Genomic DNA, 22,792 nt, shown 5'->3' with positions numbered 1-22,792 from the left:
TATACCACGAAAAAACTTTTTCTAATTATACGAAAAGCGTTGCTAAATATCATAAAATATATTAATATTAATAAGTTACGATATTATGATTTTTATTAACAAAGGGTCGTTAGAGCGATTAAATCAATGACAATATTGGACAAACGTCAAACATAGACATGATCCGCAGTAACACCTTCCAAAAAATGAAAGGCGATTTGTTGTATGGAAAAAAAGTTTTACTTTAACGCGCAGCCCATCGTAGCTTTGAATAATTATCGTGAATATGAAGTTCAGTTTTATGAATTATTGTTACGGGAAATGCGAACGAATTGTTTTCCGGGACAAAAATTCTTTGATCTGATTGCTGATGAAGCTGGGAATGCACGGTTTTTGCTGTTCTTTGAACAACAAATTCGTCTGATGTTGCAATCAGAAAAAATCAATACAATATCTATTAATATTGAAATCAGTCAACTGGAATATGCTGCAACACATACTTTCTTGGAAAATTTAAGTGACCTTTCGACGTCAATTATCCTAGAAATTACTGAACGCGAATATGTTGCTAAGAAAACTGTTATTACAGATTTTATTTTATATGCTAAAAGCCAAGGGTATCGTGTTGTTTTAGATGATATTAATGTCCATTCACATCTGGATGCCGCAGAGGCTGATGAACTAGGCATTATTGGCGTCAAAATTTCTTATGAGGCGATGAAACAGCTGCCAATGCCATCATTCCAACGACGTTTAACCCGTTTTGATGCCAAAATGGCAGCGATTAATGTCGATGTTATTATGGAAGGCGTCTCTGAAGAAGCGCAAGTGGTCCGGTTATTTGACTTAGGCATTAAGCACCAACAGGGTTACTATTTCAGTAATCAAGAAACAACACCGTAAGGCACACAACAAAAAGCCGACTCAGTTTAACTGAGTCGGCTTTTTAAATTACATATTAACGAGATCACCGTTGTGATCGAAAATATATTGTTTTTGTGCTTTTGTCAAATGCGTTGACTTCGTTTGCACACCAGTTGTTTCATCAAAATGTTGGACTTTGTTGTTGACGACTTTAAAGCCTTTGACAAGGCGTGCGTCACTGTCTGTCAAATACCAATCGCCCTTAATATGGAAGTATTGGTTGGCAATGGCATCGCCAGTTGTCGCGTTAAAGTAGTAAGTGGCTTGTGTGGCTGGATCAGTCACAAAGGCACCCTTCACTTGGACGCCATCAGTACCAAAGTATTGCAAGTGGTCGCCAACGGTTGTCAAACCAGTATCAGCTTGACCTTGCGCACTTAAGTGCAGCCATTGATCAGCAGCAAGTTCGTAATATTGGTTTGTGAGCATCGCACCATCTGTGGCGAAGACGTAAGTCTTACCAGCCAAGTGTTGCACACCAACGACTAGGTTACCCGTTGTAGCATTCGTGTAGATGGTCTTGTCAGTTAAGACGACGAATTCACCCTTACTTTGGTGGCCATCGGCGTAGAAGTATTGGTTGGCGCCGTTAATGTTTTGCAAACCTGTCAACGCAATGCCGTCACCACCAAGGTAGAACCATTGGCCTTGGGCGTTTTGCGCGTAGCGATAGGTTGCCATGTTCCCATTACCAGCTTCAAAGTAATATACGTGACCATTTTCATCAGTCATGAATTGATCCTTGAGTTGATGACCGCTTTGATCGAAGTATTGGCGGTGACCATCGACATCCGTGAAGCCGTTGATAGCCATACGACCATCAGTGCCAAAGTAGTAAGCTGCCCCAGTTTGGTCAACGATGTATTGGTTGAAGACTTGTTGGCCGCGCTTATCGAAGTAAATGGTTGAACCATCAGAATTTTGGAAGAAGGCTTGCATCAATGCAATACCGTTTGGCAAGAAGTAGTAGTGATGGGTGTTGATGGTTTGGAAACCAGTCACCAAATGACCAGTGTTGTCAAAGTAGTAATAGTTCCCTGAATTGTCTTGGACAAAGCTGTTTTGCGCACGCGTACCGCTTAATGTGTAGTAAATGATACCTTGGTTGTCGTGCGTGAAACCAGTTTCTGATAGGTCATTGGTCAATTGCTTTGGCAAGTATGTGGCGTCGTTGTTGTTAGAGACCACGTGATAGTAAGTGCTTGAACCAGCATCTTTCAAGACATAGCCGGCACCCTTACCTTGAATGTTTGAGCCGTTGAAGTATTTACCAGACCATTCCGTGATACGAGTTGATGGATCCATTGGTAAGTTCGTTGAAATTTGCTTTGTTTCAAACAATGACGGATACATCGCTTGCAAGTCACCGAGGAAGGCACCACCGTATTGGGCTTGGTATTGTCCGCCACCACGACTTTGAATCACGTAAAGTGAATTTTCAATGTCTGAGTTGGGATCTTTGTCACCGTATGAGTTCGTCCGTGTCACTGTGGCAAGTTCTTGACCAGGGAGGTTGTAAATTTGGTCAGGGACCCAGTCGGCAATGGCTTGAATGCCACTAGCATGCAAGGCTTTGATCGCATCACGTAGTTGATCTACTGTGCCGTACTTAGTTGGTGTGCCGAAACCAAGATCATAACGATCAGTGAAAGCATAACCGTTTTGAATGATTGAATCCAAGAAACTGGTGTCTGTACTTGAACGGTATTGTGGGGCCAATTGGAAGCTTGTTACACCCCAGTCCTTAAACAATGACCCATTCTTGGCAATCACAGCGTTTGTGTATTCATCTGGTGTTGTGGCGAAGGCTTGGAAGTTTGAGAAACCTTCGTAAATCACTTGTGAATCCAATGCAGCGTTGGAATGGAAAGTCTTACCATCATTGTGACTAGTCGTATCAGATGCGGTGCGGGCATCTTGGGTGTCCGTGGCACCAACGGGTACCCAAACGGCTAAGAAGCCAGAAACTTGTGGGTTTTGGACGCCGTAGACATCTTGATTATTGAAGATTAAATCACCGTTGTTATCGGTATAACGAATAGGTGCATCATCGGTGTTGTAATAGTCCAAGCCATCTTGCGTTGTGCCTAACAACAAGCGGAAGGCTTGCTTTTTGTGGGCAGCCCCCATGTGCAACGTCACCGTTTCACCAGCTTGCAAAGTCAAATCTTTGTTATTGCTGATGATGACCCCAATCCCTTGGGTCCGTGTGTCAGCATCGCCCTTATCAGTGGCGGTCATGGCACCTTTACCGTAACGCACAGAAGTCAAAATGTCGTGATTGTCTACAGCCATGGCTTGACCACCAGCGACATATTGAATGCGGGCCTTGAGCAAAGCATCAATCGCATTGAAATAAGGGGATTTTGTGGCCATATATTGACCGTCATCCGTGTAAAGATCACCATAGTAAACCCGTGGGACCGTGTCTTTGTTGGTCAACAACATGGCATAAGCACTTGGCATGTTGAATTGCGTGTACTTTTTGTCGGCTAACTTTTGGTCTTCATTATAGACTTTGAAGGCTTCCGCCAGCTGTTCCGGTGTTGGTGCCAAGCTGTTTTCAACGTCAGGGTGCAAATCGGAAACGATTTGGGCAATAACTGTTTGCACTTCACTATCGTGGGCACGCACGAAACTATAGTTTGGTGTGGCCGTGTTTTCCGTGCTATCTTGGCTACGGTTCACCAAGTAGAAATCCATGAAACGTTGCATCGTACCACGAATGTCGGAGTTCTTAGTTAATGACCAAATGAGTTGCGTGTGGGCATAGTCATCCATCGTCAATTGGTTATCCCCAAAGTCGTTGACGTAAAGAGGATCGTTGTGACTCCAGTCTTCCAAAATTGAGAGGTGTTGGTTGGCTGTGGCGTCGTTTTTGTCGACACCATAAGCGGCCTTAAAGTAATCGGCGGCAATTTGCAACAAATCAGCATCAACGTTGTCGACAGCGTCGACACGAATACCGTCAAAGTTTGCGTCAGCATCGTTTGCGGTAATTGAACCAAAGTTCATCAAGTAGTGTAACCAGTTTAATTGTTCGGCTTGCACGACGGGGTTTGAGTTGTCTACATCGTTGGCCAACAATAATTCGTAGCCACCCTTTGAATTATCCACCGTATAATTTTGCGTATCTGTTTGGTTCGTTGGGGTGCGGTTGAGCAAACGGAATGCAGAGTTTGTATCTGGGGTGAGGGGGCTGTTCACAAATGTCAAAGCCCCCTTTTGCAAATGATCACTGTTAGGATCTTCACTCGTTTGGTTCCATTGTGGCTGTGTGGTGATAAAGTTCGCCATCGCTGTCTTCAGCCAGTCGGTGCTGTTTGTCAACCCAATCTTGGTTTCAATGGCTTGTTGCAACGTTTCGCTGGCCTTGTTCAAGGCAGCTTGATCGTCTTTAAGCGTATAAGGGGTTGGGTTTTCAACGAGCCCCAGTTGCGCCATGTAGTTTAAGTAGTTGACTTGGGTTTGTTTGTCAGGCCACCAGACGGACAAAATAGGCCGCTTGTCATTGGCGGTTGACGGTTCCCAGTTTTTACCATCGCGTAAAATGTCGGTTGGACGATACCAAGATGATGCCGTCAAATAGCCATCAAAGTTATCAAAATCCGCACTATCAGTGCTGTGAACAGCATTGTGCGCCGTGTAGTCATCGTTTTGTGCTGTCAAACCTTCGGTGATCTGGCTGTCAGTTGCAGAAACTTCTTGACCAGTCGTGGCATCAAATGTCCGCACTTGGCCGTCAATGTCGCCAGCATAACCTTTCTTTAGTTGACCGGCAGCATCAAAGTAGTAATTGTGGCCAGCGATACTCGTTACGCCGACTGCAGCTTGACCATTGGCACCAAAGTAATACGTTTGGCCATCAGTGGTTGTGTAAAAGTCGCTGAAAATTTGTTCGCCTTGCGCATTAAAGGCTACGGTTTGGCCAGCAACGTGTTGTAAGCCAGTGAGGGCGTTCCCCGTATTGGCGTCAAAATAGTAAGTCTTACCATTTTCTGTGACATAGGCACCCTTTGTTTGACGCCCTGTAGCATCAAAGTATTGCAAGTGGCCCGCAATAGTTGTGAGTCCCTTGGCATAAGATTGATCAGCGTTGACATAGTACCAAGCGCCGTCTTTTTCGACGTAGCCTGTTTGTGGGGCTGCTGGGGTAGTGTCGGTTGCTGGTTGCGCCGTTTGCGCAGGTGCTGGCGTGGCCGGTTCTGACGTTGAGGCCGTGGCGGGGTCCGCAACGGGTGTCTGTGTCGTGGTGTTTGTGGCCGCTGGCGTGGCAACTTGTATTATGGTGTCAGGCGTTGTTGTTGGTTGTGGTGCCACCACACTAGAACCTGAGTACGTCGTTGTCGTATCGGCAGCAGCCGTCGTTGTGCCAGTGACAAGTGCCAGGGCGGCGATGGTGGTCATGATACCACCAACAACCCAATTCTTACCTGCTTTATAGAGTTTTTTTCTTACTTGTGTGTCGTTTCCCAAAATCTTTTTCTCCCGTAAACTATTTGTTTGATGAAACAATAAAAAATTATATAGGAGTAAATGTTAAACGTATATCATTTGCTGAATGATTAAGAAATGCTTAAATAACATCAATATTGTAATGACAAAAAATAAACTTCGTGTGCTTGTATGCTAAAAGACGGTCTGATCAGCGTGCTAAGTGCTTGACATGTCAAATAATAACCCATTATACAATTAACGTCATGAATTTATGAAAAATTATCTATCTCAATATGTTATAATTTAAACCAATTGTGCCTTTTTTATCAAAAGGCTAAAATAGTTTTAAAGCATAGAAATTGTAGGTCAAAATGACATGAATGTTAAAATGATACAAAAAAAGCGCCAACCATCTCCTTGGTATCAACAGCCAAGTTGTTTGCTTGTCTTGTCTACCTTGGTTTTAGGGGTCATTGTTGGCTTGAGTTCGATGCTATTAGCCTTGTTTTTGGAAGTCATTGAGCAATGTTTTTTACATTTTGGTGAAACTGCTCAAGTACCCGCACCGACCGGCACCCCAGCACTGATTAGATTACTGTCAGTTTTTGCAGGTGGTGTGATTGCTGCGGTTATCTGGTGGTTTTTGCGTACAAAAACGACCCCAACTGTGAGCATTAAAAGTGCTTTAGCGGGGGAGAAGATGCCTTTTTGGCAAACGATGGTTCACGTGCTGACACAAATTTTTTATGTTGGAACGGGTGGCTCGATTGGCCGTGAATTGGCCCCACGTGAAGCCGGTGCGGTCTTGGCGCAACAATGGTCGGCGCTTTTAGAACGCCTGCATTGGACAAGTTTATCAACTGAAGATAAACGTTTGTTAATGACAGCGGCGGCTGGTGCGGGCTTTGCGGGAATTTACATTGCCCCATTAACGGGTATGTTTTTCTCAGTGGAAGTTTTATATAAGAAGTTTAGTTTAAAAACCGTTGGTGTGAGCTTGACGATGGCCACCATCGCGATGCTAATGGGCGCACTAGTGAAAGGTTTTCAACCGTATTATCTACTCAATGATGTCCGTTTTTCGATGAGCAGCGTGGTTTTTGTACTAGTCTTGGCGCCTTTGAGCGGGTTAGCTGGTGGTTGGTTTAGAAAATGTTTTCAATGGGCTGAACAGCACCAAACAAAAAACAGGCAGATACTTTGGCAACTGCCGCTGGCTGCCTTATTGACTGGGATTGTGGCGTATTTTTTCCCAGAAATCATGGGCAATGGGCGTGCGTTAGCACAATTTGCGATGAATAGTTCACATTGGGACATCATCGGCGTACTTGTGCTTGGCGCTTTGCTCAAAGTCATTGTGACCGTTTTGACCATTCGTTCTGGGGCTTCGGGTGGCACTTTGACACCATCGATTGCCATAGGAAGTGCTTTGGGCGCGGTGTTAGGATTCTTCTTGTCCGGTTGGGTACCGGGTATGACGATTGGCCAGGGGGCAGTTTTAGGCGCTGGCACGTTACTGGCAGCGTCACAACAGGCGCCGTTGATGGCGATGTTTATGTTGATTGAAATTACACATCTGGATGGCTCGGCCATCTTACCGCTTGCCATTGGCATTTTGATTGCCAGTACTGTGTCGCGGCGCGTGCTACAAACAAAGACTAGTAAAAAAGACTGACACGTTGTGTCAGTCTTTTTATACGTTGGCTTCAATGGTAATCAGGTTACCTTCTGAATCATTGATTTTAATCGCAATTTTGTCACCAAAACGTGGTTCAGGCTCACCAACTACCGTCACAAAATTGTTTTTTAAATGTTTTTGTAGGTCAGCTTGGTGATCGCGGACCAGCAATTCAAGTTGATCGGTTGGCTCACCGGGGACAAAGACAATGTCTTCGTTATCTAGGGTCAAATGGCGCCCAGATTGATGCCCGGATTGGGGCAAATCAAATACATCGCGCCAAAAACGGTAGGCGCGGTTCGTATCGGTTGCTGGAATTGTTTTAATGTTTAATTTACGTGGTTTCATAATATATAAGTATAGCTGAATCGTGTTATTTTTCAACTCAGCACAATGAGAACGTTTACAATCCCGCATACGCGCTTTTTATGGTAAACTTAAACTTATGGCATTATTAGAAGTCAGTAGCCTTACAATGGCCTACGCAGAAAAAACTTTATATGAAGACGCCGCCTTTGAATTACAACAAGGCGAACACATGGGCATTGTTGGGCAAAACGGTGCGGGCAAATCAACCCTAATTAAGATTATTACGGGACAAGAATTACCCTTGTCTGGGAAAATCGATTGGCAAAAAGGCCTAAAAATTGGCTATTTGGACCAGTATGCCGAAATTCCGGATGGCATGAATTTGGTTGATTTTTTGCATACGGCTTATCAAGACTTATATGATAAGCAAGACCGCATCACCGCACTCTACAATGAGTACGCGGAAACCATGAACGATAAATTGCTAGACCGTGCTGGCCGCATGCAAGAAGAACTAGATGCGGCTGGTTTTTATGACGTCGATACGCAAATCGAACGTGTCATTTCCGGTCTTGGGTTAGAAGCCATCGGGCGTGATCGGGAATTGGAACAAATGTCTGGTGGTCAACGTGCCAAAGTCATTTTGGCGAAGTTACTATTGGAAAATGATGACGTCATCATTTTGGATGAGCCGACAAACTATCTGGACGTCGCCCACATTGCGTGGTTGCAGGATTTCTTGCAAACTTATGACGGCGCAGCTTTGATCATTTCCCATGACTTTGACTTTTTGGACAAGGTGACGAACGCGATCATTGATGTCTCATTTGGTAAGATTACCAAGTATCGTGGCTCATTCACCAAAGCTATGCGGCAAAAAGAAGAACGGGCAGAGCAACAGTTACGTCAATATGAGAAGCAACAGGGTGAAATTGAAAAGGCCCAAAAGTTTATTGCCAAGAACAAGGCCCGAGCTTCAACCTCAAAGCAAGCCAAATCACGTGAAAAGATGCTGGCTCGGATGGATAAGATTGATCCACCATCAGATACCTTGCAAGCTAAGTTTAACTTTCCTTACGTGAACTCACAATCAGCCAACGCCTTGACAGTGAGTGATTTATCGGTGGGTTACGTGACACCGGTTTTGGAACCAGTGACGTTCTCAGTGACTACGGGGCAAAAAATTGTCTTCAAAGGTTTCAACGGGGCGGGTAAATCAACGTTGATCAAGTCAATTCTTGGCGTGATCCCCGCCTTACATGGGACAGCTGAATTTTCACCATCTGCCGTCGTCAACTATTTCGACCAAGATTTAGAGTGGGACAACGATGCTAAAACACCGTTGCAAGAAATGCAAGACCGTTTCCCAACGCTTGAACCTAAGGCGTTACGGACACGACTCGCTGCTGCGGGAATTAACGCTGAAAACGCGCAAAAGCCTTTGCAACAACTTTCAGGTGGTGAGCAAACGAAAGTCAAGTTGGCCATTATGGAAATGAAGCCAAGTAATTTCTTGATTTTAGATGAGCCGACAAACCATCTCGATGAAGGCACAAAAAATGCCTTGCGAGCAGCGATTGATAAGTTCCCTGGCAATGTCATTATCGTGTCTCACGAAGTGAGCTTTACTAAGGGCTTTGGCGACCGTGAACTCAACGTCGCGGCGCTATCTTATAAGAAAGAAACAGATTAATATGGTGCAACTACTGACACAAAACAACATGCCGGACAACATGACAGTTTTTGATGTGGTTGATTCAACAATGATTAAAGGTCGAGAGATGCTGCATGCAGGCATGGCTCGACCTTTTGCTGTTGTTGCCAATCAACAGACGGCTGGTTATGGTAAATTTGGTCGCCAATTTTTCTCACCGCGCGGTAGCGGTGTGTATATGACTTTTGTTTTTGATGTCCCAGCGGGTGAATTTGATGCGGGGCTGTTGACCACCGGTGTGGCAGCAACGATTGCGCGTGTCATTTTTGAAGTGACTGGGATTCAAGTGGCTTTGAAGTGGGTCAATGATTTATATTATCACGATCGCAAAATTGCAGGCATTCTTGCCGAAGGGGTGATGACCGCAGGTCAGCTCACACAAGTGAGTATCGGGGTCGGCCTCAACATTTTAGCTACAGTTGTACCATCCGAATTACGCCATAAAATTGGCGCACTTGATGTCGATGTGGATAAAAATGCGTTTGTCCGTCAGATTTTCACAGCTTTGCAAGCCGACTTTGCGGGTTATCAACAGGGCGCACACCTCGACTATTTTCAAGCGCATGCCTATTTAACTGATCGTCACGTGTCGGCGCATGTGGGCAAAACAGTTATTCAGGGTAAAGTCGCTGGGGTAGGATCCCATGGTGAGTTATTGTTGGTGGATGATGCCGGCGTGTCACATGCCTTGTTTAGTGGTGAAGTGGCAAAGATCAATTTGTAGGGTGTAGAAAAGGATAGCCAAGCGTATGGGATTACGGTCAGTTTTATTGTTTCCACAAGTAAACATGCCACTTATTCATGATGTGAGACGTCAATATGATGCACTTGCTGAGCATATTCCGCCGCATATTTCACTAGTTTTTCCTTTTGAAAGTGATACCTCGGATGAAACAGTGTGTCAGGTTGTGACTGATGCATTTCAGCACGTATCATCGTTTGATATCACCTTGAACCAAGTTGCTGGTGACCCTGATAATGGTTATGTTTGGTTGGTGGTGGACCAAGGAAGTGATGAAATGACGGCGTTGCATGACAAGTTATATCAATCACCCATTTTTATGAACCATTTGCGACAGGATATTCCCTATAAACCCCACATGACCATTGCACAAGGTATTTCTGCCGAGAAGGCGTATCGGTTAATGGCTGAATTGCCTCAAAAATCTTTAACTTATACCACTAGAATTGAAGTGGTCAGTGTAGAGCATATTTTAAACAATGACGATTCCGAGGTTTTCTTTAACTTAGCATTGCGGTGAAACTATGAAAATTAGAATTATTGGGCCAGTGTTCAGTGGTAAAATCACTTTGGCTCATCAAATCAGCGCTCGCACCGGACTGACGGTCACATCTTTAGATGGACTTACCATGTTGGCAAGTATACTGTGCGATCGCTAAACGTTGGTTGCAGAGTAGGGCACATCAGGCGCCGGCGCAATATCGCGAGTTACGCCCCTATTTGTATTGGTATGGGCAATGGGTAACGTCAGAGCGTCAAGCTGTCATGGCCATGCTCACGCCATATGCTGAAAAAACAATAATTTTAAAATCATTTGACAAAATAAATAGATTAGAATAAAATAAAAACAATGAGAAAATCATAGAGGTTGCCATAGACAAGAGTCGCTTGTGGAGTATTGATAGATACGCTGAAACAAGTAAAAGGGGATATGGCCGAAGCACTGACACTATCAGGTTAGTTAGCTGGGCCATTGGTTAAGAGCCAATGGACTGTCGCGGATGCGGGGTGCTATGACGGAGATAAGCGTTTTTTATTGCGATCCGTGACTGCCCCCTAGCAGCCACGGATTTTTATTTTATGAGAAAAAGGTGTGACTATGGTAGAGGCAATTACAAGGCCCACACAAATTGAAATATCACAACGGGCTTTAAAAAATAATGTCGCTGTCGTGAAAAAAACCTCTGGCGCCGACAAAATCTTTTTGGCGGTTAAATCTAATGCTTACGGCTTGGGGTTAATCCCAACATCGAAAGCAGCCGTGGCAGGTGGCGTTTACGGACTGGCTGTAGCGATTATTGATGAGGCATTGGCCTTGCGTCATGAGCGGCTAACAGCGCCGATTTTAATTTTAGGCATTTCCCCAGCAGAATATGCGGAATTAATGGCCGTCCAACATATTATGGCCACCGTTGTGTCGCTTGATTGGTTGAAGGAAGCGGCAACGTATTTGTCCGGAGAACAGCGTTTGCATGTCTCATTAGGCGTTGATACGGGGATGGGGCGCATCGGCTTCCGTGATCGCGCGGCATTAGCTGAAGCGATTGCTTACGTCCAAGCACATCACGACCTGTTTGATTATGTGGGCTTAGCGACCCATTTTGCCGAGTCAGATTCGGCTAATACGGCTTATTTTGAGATGCAACTGGCGCGTTGGCATAATTTGACGGATGGGTTGCCCGAACCAGAATACTATCATGTGGCCAATTCTGGCGCTGCGATGTATCATGCTGATGAAGTGCCGCACGAGGTGGTCCGTGTCGGCACCGTGTTGTATGGCGTAGAACCGTCTCGTGGTGAACTGGCTGATGGGCATGACTTACAACCAGTCATGGCTTTGCGCAGTGAAATGAACTTTGTGAAGCAATTGCCGGCGGGTGAAGGGATTAGTTATTCTCATAAATATACCACCACGGGAGATGAATGGATTGGCACAGTACCGATTGGGTATGGCGATGGGTGGTTGCGCAAATTGACCGGCTTTAACGTGATTGTTGATGGCCAATACGCACCGATAGTTGGCCAAATCGCCATGGATCAGATGATGATTCGCTTACCACGGGCGTACCCAGTCGGCACCAAAGTCACTTTGATCGGGCGTGACGGCGACTTAGAAAACACTTTGGAAGATGTCGCCCAACATGCGGGCTTGGCCCCTTGGGAAATTATGACGGGGATGCAAGATCGGTTGCACCGAGTGTTAGTTGATTAGGACACTGCATAACAAACTGAAATATTGAGGAGCATAAAATGACAGAAAAAACTTATCATGTGGCAATTTTGGGGGCAACTGGCGCGGTTGGGACGCGCTTACTATCACAGCTAGAACAATCAACGATTCCGGTTGGTCAACTGAAGTTATTGGCTTCCGCACGTTCAGCTGGCACGACTTTAATGTTTAAAGGCGCACCAGTGACGGTTGAAGAAGCCACGCCAGAAAGTTTTGATGGGGTGGATTTGGTCTTGGCATCAGGTGGTGGTTCAGTTTCAAAGCGCTTTGCCCCTGAGGCAGTGAAGCGCGGTGCTGTCGTCGTGGATAATTCGAGTTATTGGCGGATGCATGATGACGTACCACTTGTCGTACCCGAAGTGAATGAAGCAGCCTTACAAGCGCATCAAGGCATTATTGCCAATCCAAACTGCTCAACGATTCAAATGGTGGTGGCTTTGGAACCCATTCGTCAGGCGTATGGCCTAGAACGGGTGATTGTGTCAACGTATCAAGCCGCTTCTGGCGCAGGTCAGCTTGGTTGGGACGAATTGGTGGCGCAAACGACGGCTTATAATGCGGGAGAGCCAGTCATAGCAGCTGTTTTACCGGTGCGTGGCGCTGACAAGCACTATCCTTTAGCGTACAATTTGCTGCCACAAATTGATGTGTTTGAAGAGGATGGGTACACGCATGAGGAATGGAAAATGATTCATGAGACCAAGAAAATTATGTTTGGTGACAAGGATTCCCGTGACGTGAAAGTCACCGGTACGGCAGTGCGGGTGCCGGTGCCAATTGGCCATGGGGAAACGGTTTACTTTGAAACAACGACTGGTACTGGGGCCACGGCGGAAGGGATTCAACAAGTCTTGAGTCAAGCGCCAGGGGTGGTCCTAGAAGACAACCCAGCTGAGCAACTTTACCCACAACCAGTCAATGCGGCGGGCAAGCGCGAAACCTTTGTTGGTCGGGTGCGGCCGGATTTGGAAGTGGACGATGCTTTTCATATGTGGGTGGTCTCAGATAACTTGCTCAAAGGTGCCGCATGGAACACGGTGCAAATCGCTGAACGACTCGTGGCTCTGGACTTAGTGCGCGTGCCAGATATAGCAACAAACCCATTTGTTGGTGAGTAACGTGATACAATAAGGCTATGGGAACCGTCATTTATCTTGTAACAATTGGATTATTATTGGTGGCATTTGGCTGCCAATTACACAAAAACCCCGCGACGATGGCAATCGGTACGTATGGGGTTTTTATTGTATTGAGCGTGATTTTATTGTGTCAGCACTGGTGGCCAACGGCTGCGCCAATCATGGCACATGTATTGCTGATGAGCTATGTGGTGGCAAGTTTGTTAGGCGCCATTTTATTGTTAAGTATGGCGTGGTATAGCTGGAAAAAATCACGGCAATTAATTGTACCGATAGTGATTGGGAGCTATTTATTGAGCTTAGTTGTTTTATCACCATGGCACTGGTGGCGCTTATCTGCGCCTTGGTTGTTGCTGTATTTTGTTTGGCAATTTTGTCGATTTTTGATCAGTAGTATTTGCTATGGTTTGGTGATTCAAGCGCCTCAGTCGGGGCCTTTAGTGGTACTGGGTGGTGGCTTGGCGGATGGCTATCATGTCGGTAAGATTGTCGATGCGCGTATTCGGGCAGCCGTACAAGATGCACGGCAAATGGCAACATTTCCAATCATCGTTTTTTCTGGTGGACAAGGTGAGGATCAGCAACGAAGTGAAGCTGAAGCGATGCGTGATCGGGCTGTATCACACTATGGCGTACCAGAATCACAGACACGGTTGGAAGATCAATCACGTAATACGCAGCAAAACTTGCGCTATAGCTCAGATCTGCTTGCTGGGGCACCAATGACTTTTTACACCAGTGATTACCACGTTTTTCGGGGTGCTTTGCTCGCCCAAATCCAGGGGATTTCAGCCGTTGGTCGCGGTGGCGTATCGGTTTGGCGACATCGCTTGCCAGCGTTTTTGCGTGAATTTGCTGGTGTGATGAGCTTACACAAGCGGCGCCAAGTGTTATTTGGCCTACTTTGGGTGATCTTGGCCGGGGTAAAAGTGATTTTTTTTCCATAAAATAGTATGCTATAATGCTTTTTATGATGTGGCGATGTGAAAAGTGATGATTAAATGACATAAAAATGGTTAAAAGGGAGGTGTATATGAGTATATTTGGTAAACTCATGTGGTTTTTTAAGACGCATCAACGGCTTTATATTCTAGGGCTGTCTTTTTTATTCTTAACGGAAGTTTCTCAAATGGTCTCGCCAGCACTTATCGGTCAATTTACAGACCAAGTGGTGCGCCGAGAATTGACGCTGGGGAGTCTTGTGTTTTATGCTGGCGGTATTTTACTTTTTTCACTGCTGATGTATGGTTTTCGCTATGCTTGGATTACCCATATCTTTCAGGGTTCAGCGTTACTAGAAAAAACATTGCGACAACAGTTGTTTGACCACTACATGGCGATGGATACAACGTTTTATCAGCGGCATCGGACGGGTGATTTAATGGCACATGCGTCCAATGACTTGTCAGCCATCCAACGTGTGGCATCGGGTGGTATTTTAATGCTTGTTGATTCTGTCGTGGTTATTATTTTCACGGTGGCTTCGATGATTCTGGTCGTGGATTGGCGTTTGACGCTAATTGGCATCTTACCTTTACCGTTGTTGATTCTTGGCGTACGGTATTTATCGCCTAAAATTCGCGCGGCGTTCACGGCGTCTCAAGAAGCCTTTTCACGCTTATCGAACAAATCCCAAGAGTCAATTGCTGGGATTAAAGCCATCAAGACTTTGGGTCAAGAACAGCAAGATGCTGCTGCTTTTGAAGCGCAAGTGCAAGAAACGATTCAAATCAATAAGCGGGTAGCTAAAATTGATGCGATGTTTGGCCCAATGGCGACACTGATTATGACCATTAGCTATGTCATTATGATGACGTACGGTGGATCGCTGGTCGTTGACCGGCAAATTACAATTGGACAATTGGTCTCATTTTCGACCTATCTTGGCTTACTCGTTTGGCCGATGTTTGGGTTAGGTCAGTTATTTAACGTGTTAGAGCGTGGCAATGCGTCCTATATTCGTGTCCAAAATATTTTGGCAGAAAAATCGGCCGTGGTTGAAAAGCCAGATGCCATCACGACACGAGCGACGGGTGATTTGGAGATTGACGTGGCGGCCTTTCGTTATCCAGATGATGATACCCTTAGCCCAGCGCTAAAAAATATCAAATTATCAGTTAAGGCAGGTGAAACGTTAGGGATTGTCGGTCGCGTTGGCTCGGGGAAAACAACACTGTTGAAGCTTTTATTGCGTCAATTTGACGGCTACACGGGCACGATTAAAGTGGGCGGTACGGACATTAAAGATTACACTTTTGCCGCGTACTTACAGGCCATTGGTTATGTGGCGCAAGAAAACTTCCTGTTTTCCACAACGGTACGCGATAATATTCGGTTTGCTAATATCAATGCATCGCAGGCGGTTGTCGTAGCTGCGGCAAAAAATGCGGCCTTTCATGCCGATGTTTTAGCATTACCGGCCGGCTATGATACGGAAGTTGGTGAACACGGCGTCAGTTTATCTGGTGGGCAAAAGCAGCGCTTGGCGATTGCGCGTGCGTTAATGATTGATCCAGAAATTTTAATTTTAGATGATGCTTTGTCAGCGGTTGATGCACGGACGGAAAAGCAGATCCTACAAGCTTTGAAATCCGAACGCCAAGGGAAGACCACCATCATTGCCGCGCATCGGATGAGTTCGGTAATGAACGCCGATGAGATCATTGTGTTTGATCAAGGTCGGATTAAGGAACGGGGCACGCACGCTGAATTAATGGCGCAAAACGGCTGGTATGCCGAGATGTCTCGTCAACAACAATTAGCAACAGCGATTGAAGAAAAGTTAGATGGAAAGGTGGGCACGGATGTCTGAAAATAATGAATCAGTTTGGGCTAAGAGTATCCCACTAAAAGAACAGTTTCGTGTCGTGACGACGTTGATGAAAACGGCAAAGCCTTTTCGTAACATGTTTTTCGTCGCCATTGCAATTGGGGGTGTCTTTGCGTTACTCCAAGCAGCTGCGCCACGTGTGATTGCGTATTATATGACAACTTACCTACATCAAGGCAACCATGTCACCATTCAGATTATGTGGTGTTTTGCCTTGTTAGTCGCGGCGATTCGGATTTGTCAGGCCATTACTGATGGTCTGAATGCCTACTATTTCACGGTGGCCGCTGAATATGCGTTAGAGGATATTCGGGTGAAGGTTTTTGGGAAGTTACACACACTTGGGATGCGCTTCTTTGACCAAGTGCCAGCCGGCTCTTTGGTGACACGAGTGAACAATGATACCGCGTCACTCGCTGATTTTTGGCGGTTTTTCATGGAACTGACCTTTGTGGTCATGAGTATGATTGGTGCCTATATTGGGATGCTGACGGTGAGTGTGAAAGCGACGCTACTCATGTTAGTGGTGGTCCCTTTTATTGTCACATCGGTCGTGGTCTATCAGCGGTTTTCATCAAGTCTGTTCCGTCATATGCGCGAACGTTTGTCGCATTTAAATGCTAAAATTGCTGAAAGTATTACCGGTATTGATGTGATTCAAGAATTTTATCAAGAAGATCGGTTTAAAACGGCCTTTGCTAAGGTCAATGGCGAATATTTCAATGCACGCTTTAAAATGATTAAAGCTGATGCTTTGTTACTCGAACCCATGATTGACTTAATGCTGGGCGGTGCTATGGTGTTAGTACTTTGGTATTTTGGCGTGCTATCGATGACCACGGCCGTATCAGCTGGGGTAATTTATGCGTTTACCACCTATTTAAATAACATTTTTAGTCCGCTAGAAAATGTGATGAACTTGTTTAGTCCGTTCCAAGAAGGGTTGGTTTCTGGTTATCGCGTTTTGGGTATTTTGGATGATGATACTTATGCACCAGCGCAAAATCCAGGCGCAGATAAGCAAATTACGCAAGGGAAAATCGAGTTCAAGCATGTCAACTTTAGTTATGATGGGCAACATCCCATCTTAAAGGATTTAACCTTTACGGCAAACCCCGGTGATACCGTGGCCTTGGTTGGGCATACGGGTTCGGGTAAGTCGTCGACGATTAACACGTTGATGCGCTTTTATGATTTTCAAAGTGGCGAAATTTTGCTCGATGGGCAGGATATTCGCGATATTGATCCGGTGGATTTGCGCCAGAAAATGGGGTTAGTCTTGCAAGAACCGTTTATGTTTTACGGGGATGTCGCCTCAAATATCCGGATGTATGATGACACGATTACCGATGACCAAATTATTAAGGCGGCGGCATTTGTTGGGGCAGATACCTTTATTGATGAGCTGGACGGTCAATACCATGCCAAAGTACAAGAAGGTGGTTCAGGCTTCTCAGCTGGGGAAAAGCAGCTGATTAGTTTTGCCCGAACGATTGTCAAAGATCCAAAAATTTTGATTTTAGATGAAGCCACCGCCAATGTTGATACGGAGACGGAAGTCTTGATTCAACACTCGCTTCGGAAAATGCGTCAGAATCGGACAACGATTGCGATTGCGCACCGCTTATCAACCATCAAAGATGCGAATTTAATTCTCGTGTTAGATCATGGCGAAGTTGTGGAGCACGGCACACATGATACCTTACTGGCACAACGTGGCCGCTACTATGATTTGTACCGTTTACAGGGGATGTCAGGCGATGACATGGCGTTTGATTGACCGGGTGAAATGTTAAGAAACTCACATTATTATGTCATGTTTTCTGTCATAGAATGTATTAAAGTGTCGGTTACCAGCTACAATTGAAGATAGAGCAGAATGAGGCAAACAACGAACAATACGCTGCCGTATTGATTTGTGGGCGTCTTTTTTTTGTATCGAGACCGTGTGCCGTGTGAAAGCACTTGCGAGAAGAAGGAGAAATTTACTCATGTCAATGATTGAATTCACAAATGTTGAAAAGTATTATGGCAACTTTCATGCATTAAAAAACATCAATTTAAAGATTGATGAAGGCGAGACTGTCGTGTTGATTGGGCCTTCTGGGTCAGGAAAATCAACATTGATTCGTACCGTCAACGGCTTGGAAGAGATTCAAGAAGGCCAGTTGCTTGTCAATGGCTTTGATTTGCACGATCCAAAAACGGATATGAATCGTATCCGGAAGAATGTTGGGATGGTTTTCCAGCACTTTAATCTATACGACAATAAATCAACGCTAGAAAACATCATGCTGGCACCGCGTTTGGTGTTGAAGCGTGACGAAGCGGAAAATAAGAAGATTGCGATGGAATTGCTGGAAAAAGTTGGCTTGGCCGACAAAGCAGCGAACATGCCTTCGGAATTATCTGGTGGACAAAAGCAACGTGTCGCGATTGCGCGGTCACTGGCGATGAAGCCAAAAGCCTTGTTGTTTGATGAACCAACTTCAGCGCTAGATCCAGAAATGATTGGTGATGTGTTGGATGTGATGCGAGATATTGCCAAGGATTCATCCATGACGATGTTAGTTGTGACACATGAAATGAGTTTTGCCAAGGCGGTGGCCGACCGCGTTATTTTCATGGCGGATGGTGAAATCCTTGAAGATAGCACCACTAAGGCGTTCTTTGACAATCCAAAGGAAGCACGGGCGAAGAAATTCTTAAGTCAAGTTGAACATCACTAAAAAATAGAGGAGGGGCGTTTTGGGGTCACCCAAACGCACAAAACATTATGGAAAAAGCTAGAAAAAGACAATTTGGTATTATTGCAACCATTGTCTTGGCTGCCGTTATTGTCCTCGGTTTATTGTGGGCAACAGCCACAGCTAAGAAAAATACCGCACACCAAGACACGTTGGCGCGGGTTGAAAAATTAGGGCGGATTGTTTGGGGTGTGAAAGCCGATACCAAATTATTTGGCTTGATGAATACCAAGACGGGTGTTCCCGAAGGATTTGACGTCGATATTGCCAAAGCGCTCACGGTACAAATTTCAAAGCAAACGGGTGTCCCTTTGTCAGCACAATTTGTGCCTGTATCTGCCTCATCAAAGATGCAGTTGATTAAAAATACGAACATTGACGGGTCGGTCTCAACGATGACGATTACGCCAGAGCGTGAAAAGATTATTGATTTTACCAAGCCTTACTTTGATGCGGGGCAATCCATTTTGGTTAAAAAAGACTCTGGTATTCAGTCAGTTAAAGATATGAATGATGCCAAGTATACGATTATTGTTGTCGTTGGGACAACGGCAGCAACAGAGATTGCCAAGTTTGCCCCTAAGGCCAAAGTTTTGGCCGTTCAGGATTATGCTACGGGGATGCAAGCGTTGAAGAGTGGGCAAGGGCAGGCCATGTCAACGGATAACGCCATTTTATATGGATTTGCCACGGAAAACCCAGCCTATCACATTGCAGGAGGCACGTTTACCCATGGCCCATATGGGATTGCCTTTGATAATCACCAAGGCCCAATGGTTCGCCAAGCCAACCAAGCCTTGGCGACAATCAAAAAGAATGGTGTGTATAATCAGTTAATTAAAAAGTGGTTCAGTGACGTTCCTGGTCTTGACTGGCACAGTTTGGAGGCAAAGTAATGGCATTACTACAAGATAATTTTCCCACTTTTTTGCAGGGCTTTGGTTACACGTTGTTGTCGAGCTTGATTGCATTGGTGGGTTCAATGATTTTAGGCACGGGTTTTGCGATTATGCAAATTATGCCGCAAAAATGGGTGCGCAAGTTAGGCAATATTTATGTGCAAATCTTTCGTAATATTCCCTTACTTGTCATTACCTTCTTTTTCTTCTTGGTCGTCTCAAAATACGTCAAGATGAGTGGTTTCACATCAGGTACCATTGCTTTGATGTTGTATACCTCGGCGTTTATTGCGGAAACCGTCCGCGCAGGAATTTTGTCGATTGAAGGTGGGCAGATGGAAGGCGCACGGGCGAACGGCTTAACCTTTGGGCAAGCCATGCAGCACATTATTCTGCCGCAGGCCTTTCGAGTGGCTTTGCCGTCACTTGGCAACCAATTTATCAACTTGGTGAAAAATTCCTCAATTTTAGCCTTTGTTGGTGGGTTGGACTTGATGTATCAAGGTAATATGATTGCAGCCAATACTTTTGAAACGTTTGGCACTTACATGATTGTGGGTGTGATGTACCTCATCATTACATTACCGTTGAGTTATTACATACAGCACCTTGAGCGTAAGCTCAAGCAAGCGTAAGGAGGAATTATGGTAACAATCGGAATTTTTAGTGCCTTTACACCACAAAATGTGATGTACCTCTTGGGTGGTTTGGGTGTCACGGTTGGTGTATCGCTTATCTCGGTGGTATTGAGTCTCATTTTCGGCTCAGTTGTTGGCATCATTCAGTTTGAACGCTTGCCTTATTTTTCAAAGTTTGTGGGAACGATTAATAACGTCATTCGTAATTTACCACTTTTGTTAATTATTTTCTTTGTGTATTTTGCCTTGCCAAAGATTGGGATTCATTTACCAATCTTTTGGGCCACAGTAGTTGCCATGAGCACGTTTGAATCTGCAATGCTGGCAGAAATTGTGCGAGGGGGCTTGGAGTCCATTGATATTGGGCAGTTTGAAGGGGCGCGTGCCAATGGTTTAAGCAATGTACAGACAATGATTTACATTGTATTGCCGCAAGCCTATAAAAAGATGATTCCGCCAATCATTTCGCAGCTGATTTCATTGGTAAAGGATACGAGCTTGGCGATGGGGATTGTGCTGTCAGAAATGACGTATCGCGGTCAAATTGTATATGCCCAAAATTCAACGTACATTATCCCGGTTCTGGCCGTGATCACCTTAGTGTACTTTATTTTAAACTATGGGTTGTCTTTGGTAGCACGATGGGCTGATCGGAAGTTGGCTTAAACCATTTTCTTTAATTAAGGATAATAGATTATGGACATAATCTCATAAAAATGTTTTAAAACCTATTATTTCAAAAAAATAACAAATAATTAGTTGTGAATGAGAAAAACACATGGTATACTAATATCTGTTAATCAAGAATAAAAAACAAACACATTTATATCTCGGGAGGATATATGCTATGGAAACATGGAAAAAGGTAGCCCTCGGCGCGGCCGCAGTTGTTGTCGTTGGCGGTGGGACACGTGCCGCTGGTCTCTGGGGTGGTTCAACAAATAACGGAAAGACTTTGTCATTCCAATTACCAACACCAATCCAAACATTGGATATTTCTAAGAATACGGATACCTATTCAGGTACAATCATTGGTAACTCTGGTTCAAACTTGATGCGTGTGGATGCTAAGGGTAAGCCACAACTTGAATTGGCCAAGTCAGTAAAGCATTCCGATGATGGTTTGACTTACACGGTTGTCTTGAAGGATGGCTTGAAGTGGTCTGATGGTTCAAAGTTGACAGCCCAAGACTTCGTGTATACATGGCAACGTATTGTGAACCCAAAGACAGCATCACAGTATGCTTACTTGGCTTCTGGTGTTGAAAACGCTGATAAGATTGCGGCTGGTAAGGCCCCTGTTGATTCACTTGGTGTAACAGCTAAGGGCAACACCTTGACATTCAAGTTGGAACGTCCAATGCCACAATTTGAATATTTGTTGACGTTTGCGAACTTTATGCCACAAAAGGAAAGCTTTGTGAACAAGGAAGGCAAGAAGTACGCCACAACGTCTGACACGGCATTGTACTCAGGGCCATATAAGGTGCAAGGCTGGAACGGAACGAATAACACGTTCAAGCTTGTGAAGAACGACAATTACTGGGATGCTAAGAACGTTAAGACAAAGGAAATTGACATTCAAGTCGTTCAAAAGGCCGAAACAGCCGTACAATTGTACAAGCAAGGTAAGATTGACCGTGTGTCAATTTCAAACACACCTGAATTATACAAGGCCAACAAGAACAACAAGGACGTTGTCAAGGCACCTGAAGCGACAACATCATACTTGGAATATAACCAAACAGGTAAGAATAAGTTCTTGGCTAATGCCAAGATCCGTGAAGCTTTGAACTTGGCAACTAACCGTAAAGAATTGACAGATCAAGTGACTTCAGGTGTGTCAACACCAGCGACTGGTTTGGCACCACAATCATTGGCTAAGACAGCTTCAGGGGAAGACTTGGCCAAGTATGTGGCCCCTGGTTACACATTTGACGCCGCTAAGGCTGCCGAATTGTTCAAGGAAGGTTTGAAGGAAGTCGGCGAAACAAGTGCCACTTTGACAGTTACTTCGGATGCGGACTCAGCACCTGCAAAGGCAACGTTGGACTACCTACAAGGTTCATGGGAAAAGGCATTGCCTGGTCTTAAGATTAACGAAAAGTTTGTGCCATTCCAACAACGCTTGAAGGATTCACAGACACAAAACTTTGACATCGTTGTCTCACTTTGGGGTGGTGACTATCCTGAAGGGTCAACTTTCTATGATTTGTTCAAGGATGGCGCTTCATACAACAACGGCCAATTCAAGAATGATGCGTATACACAAGCGGTTAACAAGGCTGAAACAACAGATGCTTTGAACCAATCAGCACGTGATACAGATTACAAGAATGCTGAAGCAGACTTATTCAAGGACAGCAACATTAACCCACTTTACTTCCGTTCAGGTTACTCACTACAAAATCCTAAGGTAACAGGTATTGTGATCAACACGACTGGATTGAACCAAGACTGGAAACTCGCAGTTAAGAAGTAAACACTGGTATAATTAAATTATATTCAATGGCAAATAAGGATTGA

17 protein-coding genes and 1 riboswitch are annotated in these 22,792 nt (G+C 44.8%); of the genes, 15 read left to right on the top strand and 2 right to left on the bottom strand.

From position 1 onward, the window contains the following. Window positions 1-204: 204 nt before the first annotated feature. A complete protein-coding gene (locus HF966_RS04490; protein WP_168676617.1) occupies window positions 205-882 on the top strand; it encodes an EAL domain-containing protein in 678 nt (225 codons plus the stop codon). Window positions 883-930: 48 nt separating this feature from the next. Here HF966_RS04490 and HF966_RS04485 read toward each other — a convergent pair whose 3' ends face one another. Continuing rightward, entirely contained in the window at window positions 931-5,379 is a 4,449-nt protein-coding gene (locus HF966_RS04485) for a glycoside hydrolase family 70 protein (RefSeq protein WP_210729352.1), read from the bottom strand. A gap of 349 nt (window positions 5,380-5,728) precedes the next feature. Between HF966_RS04485 and HF966_RS04480 the strand changes: the two genes are divergently transcribed. Beyond that, on the top strand, window positions 5,729-7,015 hold the full coding sequence (locus tag HF966_RS04480) for a chloride channel protein (protein WP_373306377.1): 1,287 nt from the start codon (window positions 5,729-5,731) through the stop codon (window positions 7,013-7,015). Between the two features lie 18 nt (window positions 7,016-7,033). On the opposite strand, the gene HF966_RS04475 is transcribed toward HF966_RS04480, so the two are convergent. Next, the gene (locus HF966_RS04475) at window positions 7,034-7,366 is read right to left on the bottom strand and encodes a VOC family protein (protein WP_168676613.1); all 333 of its coding nucleotides are present in this window, start codon (window positions 7,364-7,366) and stop codon (window positions 7,034-7,036) included. A 97-nt stretch (window positions 7,367-7,463) separates the two neighbouring features. Here HF966_RS04475 and HF966_RS04470 point away from each other — a divergent pair, with 97 nt between their 5' ends. The 13 genes from HF966_RS04470 to HF966_RS04410 all read left to right on the top strand — a co-directional run bounded on the left by HF966_RS04470 (window position 7,464) and on the right by HF966_RS04410 (window position 22,748). Next, entirely contained in the window at window positions 7,464-9,020 is a 1,557-nt protein-coding gene (locus HF966_RS04470) for an ABC-F family ATP-binding cassette domain-containing protein (protein ID WP_168676611.1), read from the top strand. Window position 9,021: 1 nt separating this feature from the next. Further along, window positions 9,022-9,765 carry a biotin--[acetyl-CoA-carboxylase] ligase gene (locus HF966_RS04465; RefSeq protein WP_168676609.1) on the top strand — a complete coding sequence of 248 codons (744 nt, stop codon included), beginning with the start codon at window positions 9,022-9,024 and terminating at the stop codon, window positions 9,763-9,765. Between the two features lie 25 nt (window positions 9,766-9,790). Further along, window positions 9,791-10,303: a 2'-5' RNA ligase family protein gene (locus HF966_RS04460; protein ID WP_168676607.1), complete on the top strand. Its 513-nt coding sequence runs from the start codon at window positions 9,791-9,793 to the stop codon at window positions 10,301-10,303. A gap of 334 nt (window positions 10,304-10,637) precedes the next feature. Further along, window positions 10,638-10,805: riboswitch (Lysine riboswitch) on the top strand. A 77-nt stretch (window positions 10,806-10,882) separates the two neighbouring features. Further along, window positions 10,883-11,995 carry an alanine racemase gene (alr, locus tag HF966_RS04455; protein ID WP_168676606.1) on the top strand — a complete coding sequence of 371 codons (1,113 nt, stop codon included), beginning with the start codon at window positions 10,883-10,885 and terminating at the stop codon, window positions 11,993-11,995. Between the two features lie 38 nt (window positions 11,996-12,033). Continuing rightward, window positions 12,034-13,131 (top strand): aspartate-semialdehyde dehydrogenase, encoded by a 1,098-nt coding sequence (locus tag HF966_RS04450; RefSeq protein WP_168676605.1) that lies wholly within the window; start codon window positions 12,034-12,036, stop codon window positions 13,129-13,131. Window positions 13,132-13,148: 17 nt separating this feature from the next. Beyond that, window positions 13,149-14,099: a YdcF family protein gene (locus HF966_RS04445; RefSeq protein ID WP_168676603.1), complete on the top strand. Its 951-nt coding sequence runs from the start codon at window positions 13,149-13,151 to the stop codon at window positions 14,097-14,099. 86 nt (window positions 14,100-14,185) lie between these two features. After that, window positions 14,186-15,964, top strand: a complete 1,779-nt coding sequence (locus tag HF966_RS04440; RefSeq protein WP_168676601.1) for an ABC transporter ATP-binding protein — start codon at window positions 14,186-14,188, stop codon at window positions 15,962-15,964. Beyond that, a complete protein-coding gene (locus tag HF966_RS04435; RefSeq protein ID WP_168676600.1) occupies window positions 15,957-17,762 on the top strand; it encodes an ABC transporter ATP-binding protein in 1,806 nt (601 codons plus the stop codon). Before HF966_RS04440 ends, HF966_RS04435 begins: the two co-directional genes overlap by 8 nt. Window positions 17,763-17,973: 211 nt before the next feature. Beyond that, window positions 17,974-18,711, top strand: a complete 738-nt coding sequence (locus tag HF966_RS04430; protein WP_168676598.1) for an amino acid ABC transporter ATP-binding protein — start codon at window positions 17,974-17,976, stop codon at window positions 18,709-18,711. 47 nt (window positions 18,712-18,758) lie between these two features. Then, a complete protein-coding gene (locus HF966_RS04425; protein ID WP_168676597.1) occupies window positions 18,759-19,625 on the top strand; it encodes a transporter substrate-binding domain-containing protein in 867 nt (288 codons plus the stop codon). After that, a complete protein-coding gene (locus HF966_RS04420; protein ID WP_168676595.1) occupies window positions 19,625-20,263 on the top strand; it encodes an amino acid ABC transporter permease in 639 nt (212 codons plus the stop codon). The genes HF966_RS04425 and HF966_RS04420 overlap by 1 nt, the downstream gene beginning before the upstream one ends. Window positions 20,264-20,272: 9 nt before the next feature. Continuing rightward, window positions 20,273-20,932: an amino acid ABC transporter permease gene (locus HF966_RS04415; RefSeq protein ID WP_168676594.1), complete on the top strand. Its 660-nt coding sequence runs from the start codon at window positions 20,273-20,275 to the stop codon at window positions 20,930-20,932. A 181-nt stretch (window positions 20,933-21,113) separates the two neighbouring features. Beyond that, window positions 21,114-22,748: a peptide ABC transporter substrate-binding protein gene (locus tag HF966_RS04410; protein ID WP_168676593.1), complete on the top strand. Its 1,635-nt coding sequence runs from the start codon at window positions 21,114-21,116 to the stop codon at window positions 22,746-22,748. The last annotated feature ends 44 nt before the right edge of the window (window positions 22,749-22,792 follow it).

Origin of the sequence: Leuconostoc holzapfelii (genome assembly GCF_012396485.1) — a bacterium.
Lineage (GTDB): Bacteria > Bacillota > Bacilli > Lactobacillales > Lactobacillaceae > Leuconostoc > Leuconostoc holzapfelii.
Note: the sequence above shows the minus strand (reverse complement) of the source record. Positions and strands in the feature narration are given on the sequence as shown.

Excerpts from the sequence above, each read along its gene's own strand:
- HF966_RS04490 (WP_168676617.1), top strand. The coding sequence starts at position 205 with ATGGAAAAAAAGTTTTACTTTAACGCGCAGCCCATCGTAGCTTTGAAT.
- HF966_RS04480 (WP_373306377.1), top strand. The coding sequence starts at position 5,729 with ATGATACAAAAAAAGCGCCAACCATCTCCTTGGTATCAACAGCCAAGT.
- HF966_RS04475 (WP_168676613.1), bottom strand. The coding sequence starts at position 7,366 with ATGAAACCACGTAAATTAAACATTAAAACAATTCCAGCAACCGATACG.
- HF966_RS04470 (WP_168676611.1), top strand. The coding sequence starts at position 7,464 with ATGGCATTATTAGAAGTCAGTAGCCTTACAATGGCCTACGCAGAAAAA.
- HF966_RS04465 (WP_168676609.1), top strand. The coding sequence starts at position 9,022 with ATGGTGCAACTACTGACACAAAACAACATGCCGGACAACATGACAGTT.
- HF966_RS04460 (WP_168676607.1), top strand. The coding sequence starts at position 9,791 with ATGGGATTACGGTCAGTTTTATTGTTTCCACAAGTAAACATGCCACTT.
- alr (WP_168676606.1), top strand. The coding sequence starts at position 10,883 with ATGGTAGAGGCAATTACAAGGCCCACACAAATTGAAATATCACAACGG.
- HF966_RS04450 (WP_168676605.1), top strand. The coding sequence starts at position 12,034 with ATGACAGAAAAAACTTATCATGTGGCAATTTTGGGGGCAACTGGCGCG.
- HF966_RS04445 (WP_168676603.1), top strand. The coding sequence starts at position 13,149 with ATGGGAACCGTCATTTATCTTGTAACAATTGGATTATTATTGGTGGCA.
- HF966_RS04440 (WP_168676601.1), top strand. The coding sequence starts at position 14,186 with ATGAGTATATTTGGTAAACTCATGTGGTTTTTTAAGACGCATCAACGG.
- HF966_RS04435 (WP_168676600.1), top strand. The coding sequence starts at position 15,957 with ATGTCTGAAAATAATGAATCAGTTTGGGCTAAGAGTATCCCACTAAAA.
- HF966_RS04430 (WP_168676598.1), top strand. The coding sequence starts at position 17,974 with ATGTCAATGATTGAATTCACAAATGTTGAAAAGTATTATGGCAACTTT.
- HF966_RS04425 (WP_168676597.1), top strand. The coding sequence starts at position 18,759 with ATGGAAAAAGCTAGAAAAAGACAATTTGGTATTATTGCAACCATTGTC.
- HF966_RS04420 (WP_168676595.1), top strand. The coding sequence starts at position 19,625 with ATGGCATTACTACAAGATAATTTTCCCACTTTTTTGCAGGGCTTTGGT.
- HF966_RS04415 (WP_168676594.1), top strand. The coding sequence starts at position 20,273 with ATGGTAACAATCGGAATTTTTAGTGCCTTTACACCACAAAATGTGATG.
- HF966_RS04410 (WP_168676593.1), top strand. The coding sequence starts at position 21,114 with ATGGAAACATGGAAAAAGGTAGCCCTCGGCGCGGCCGCAGTTGTTGTC.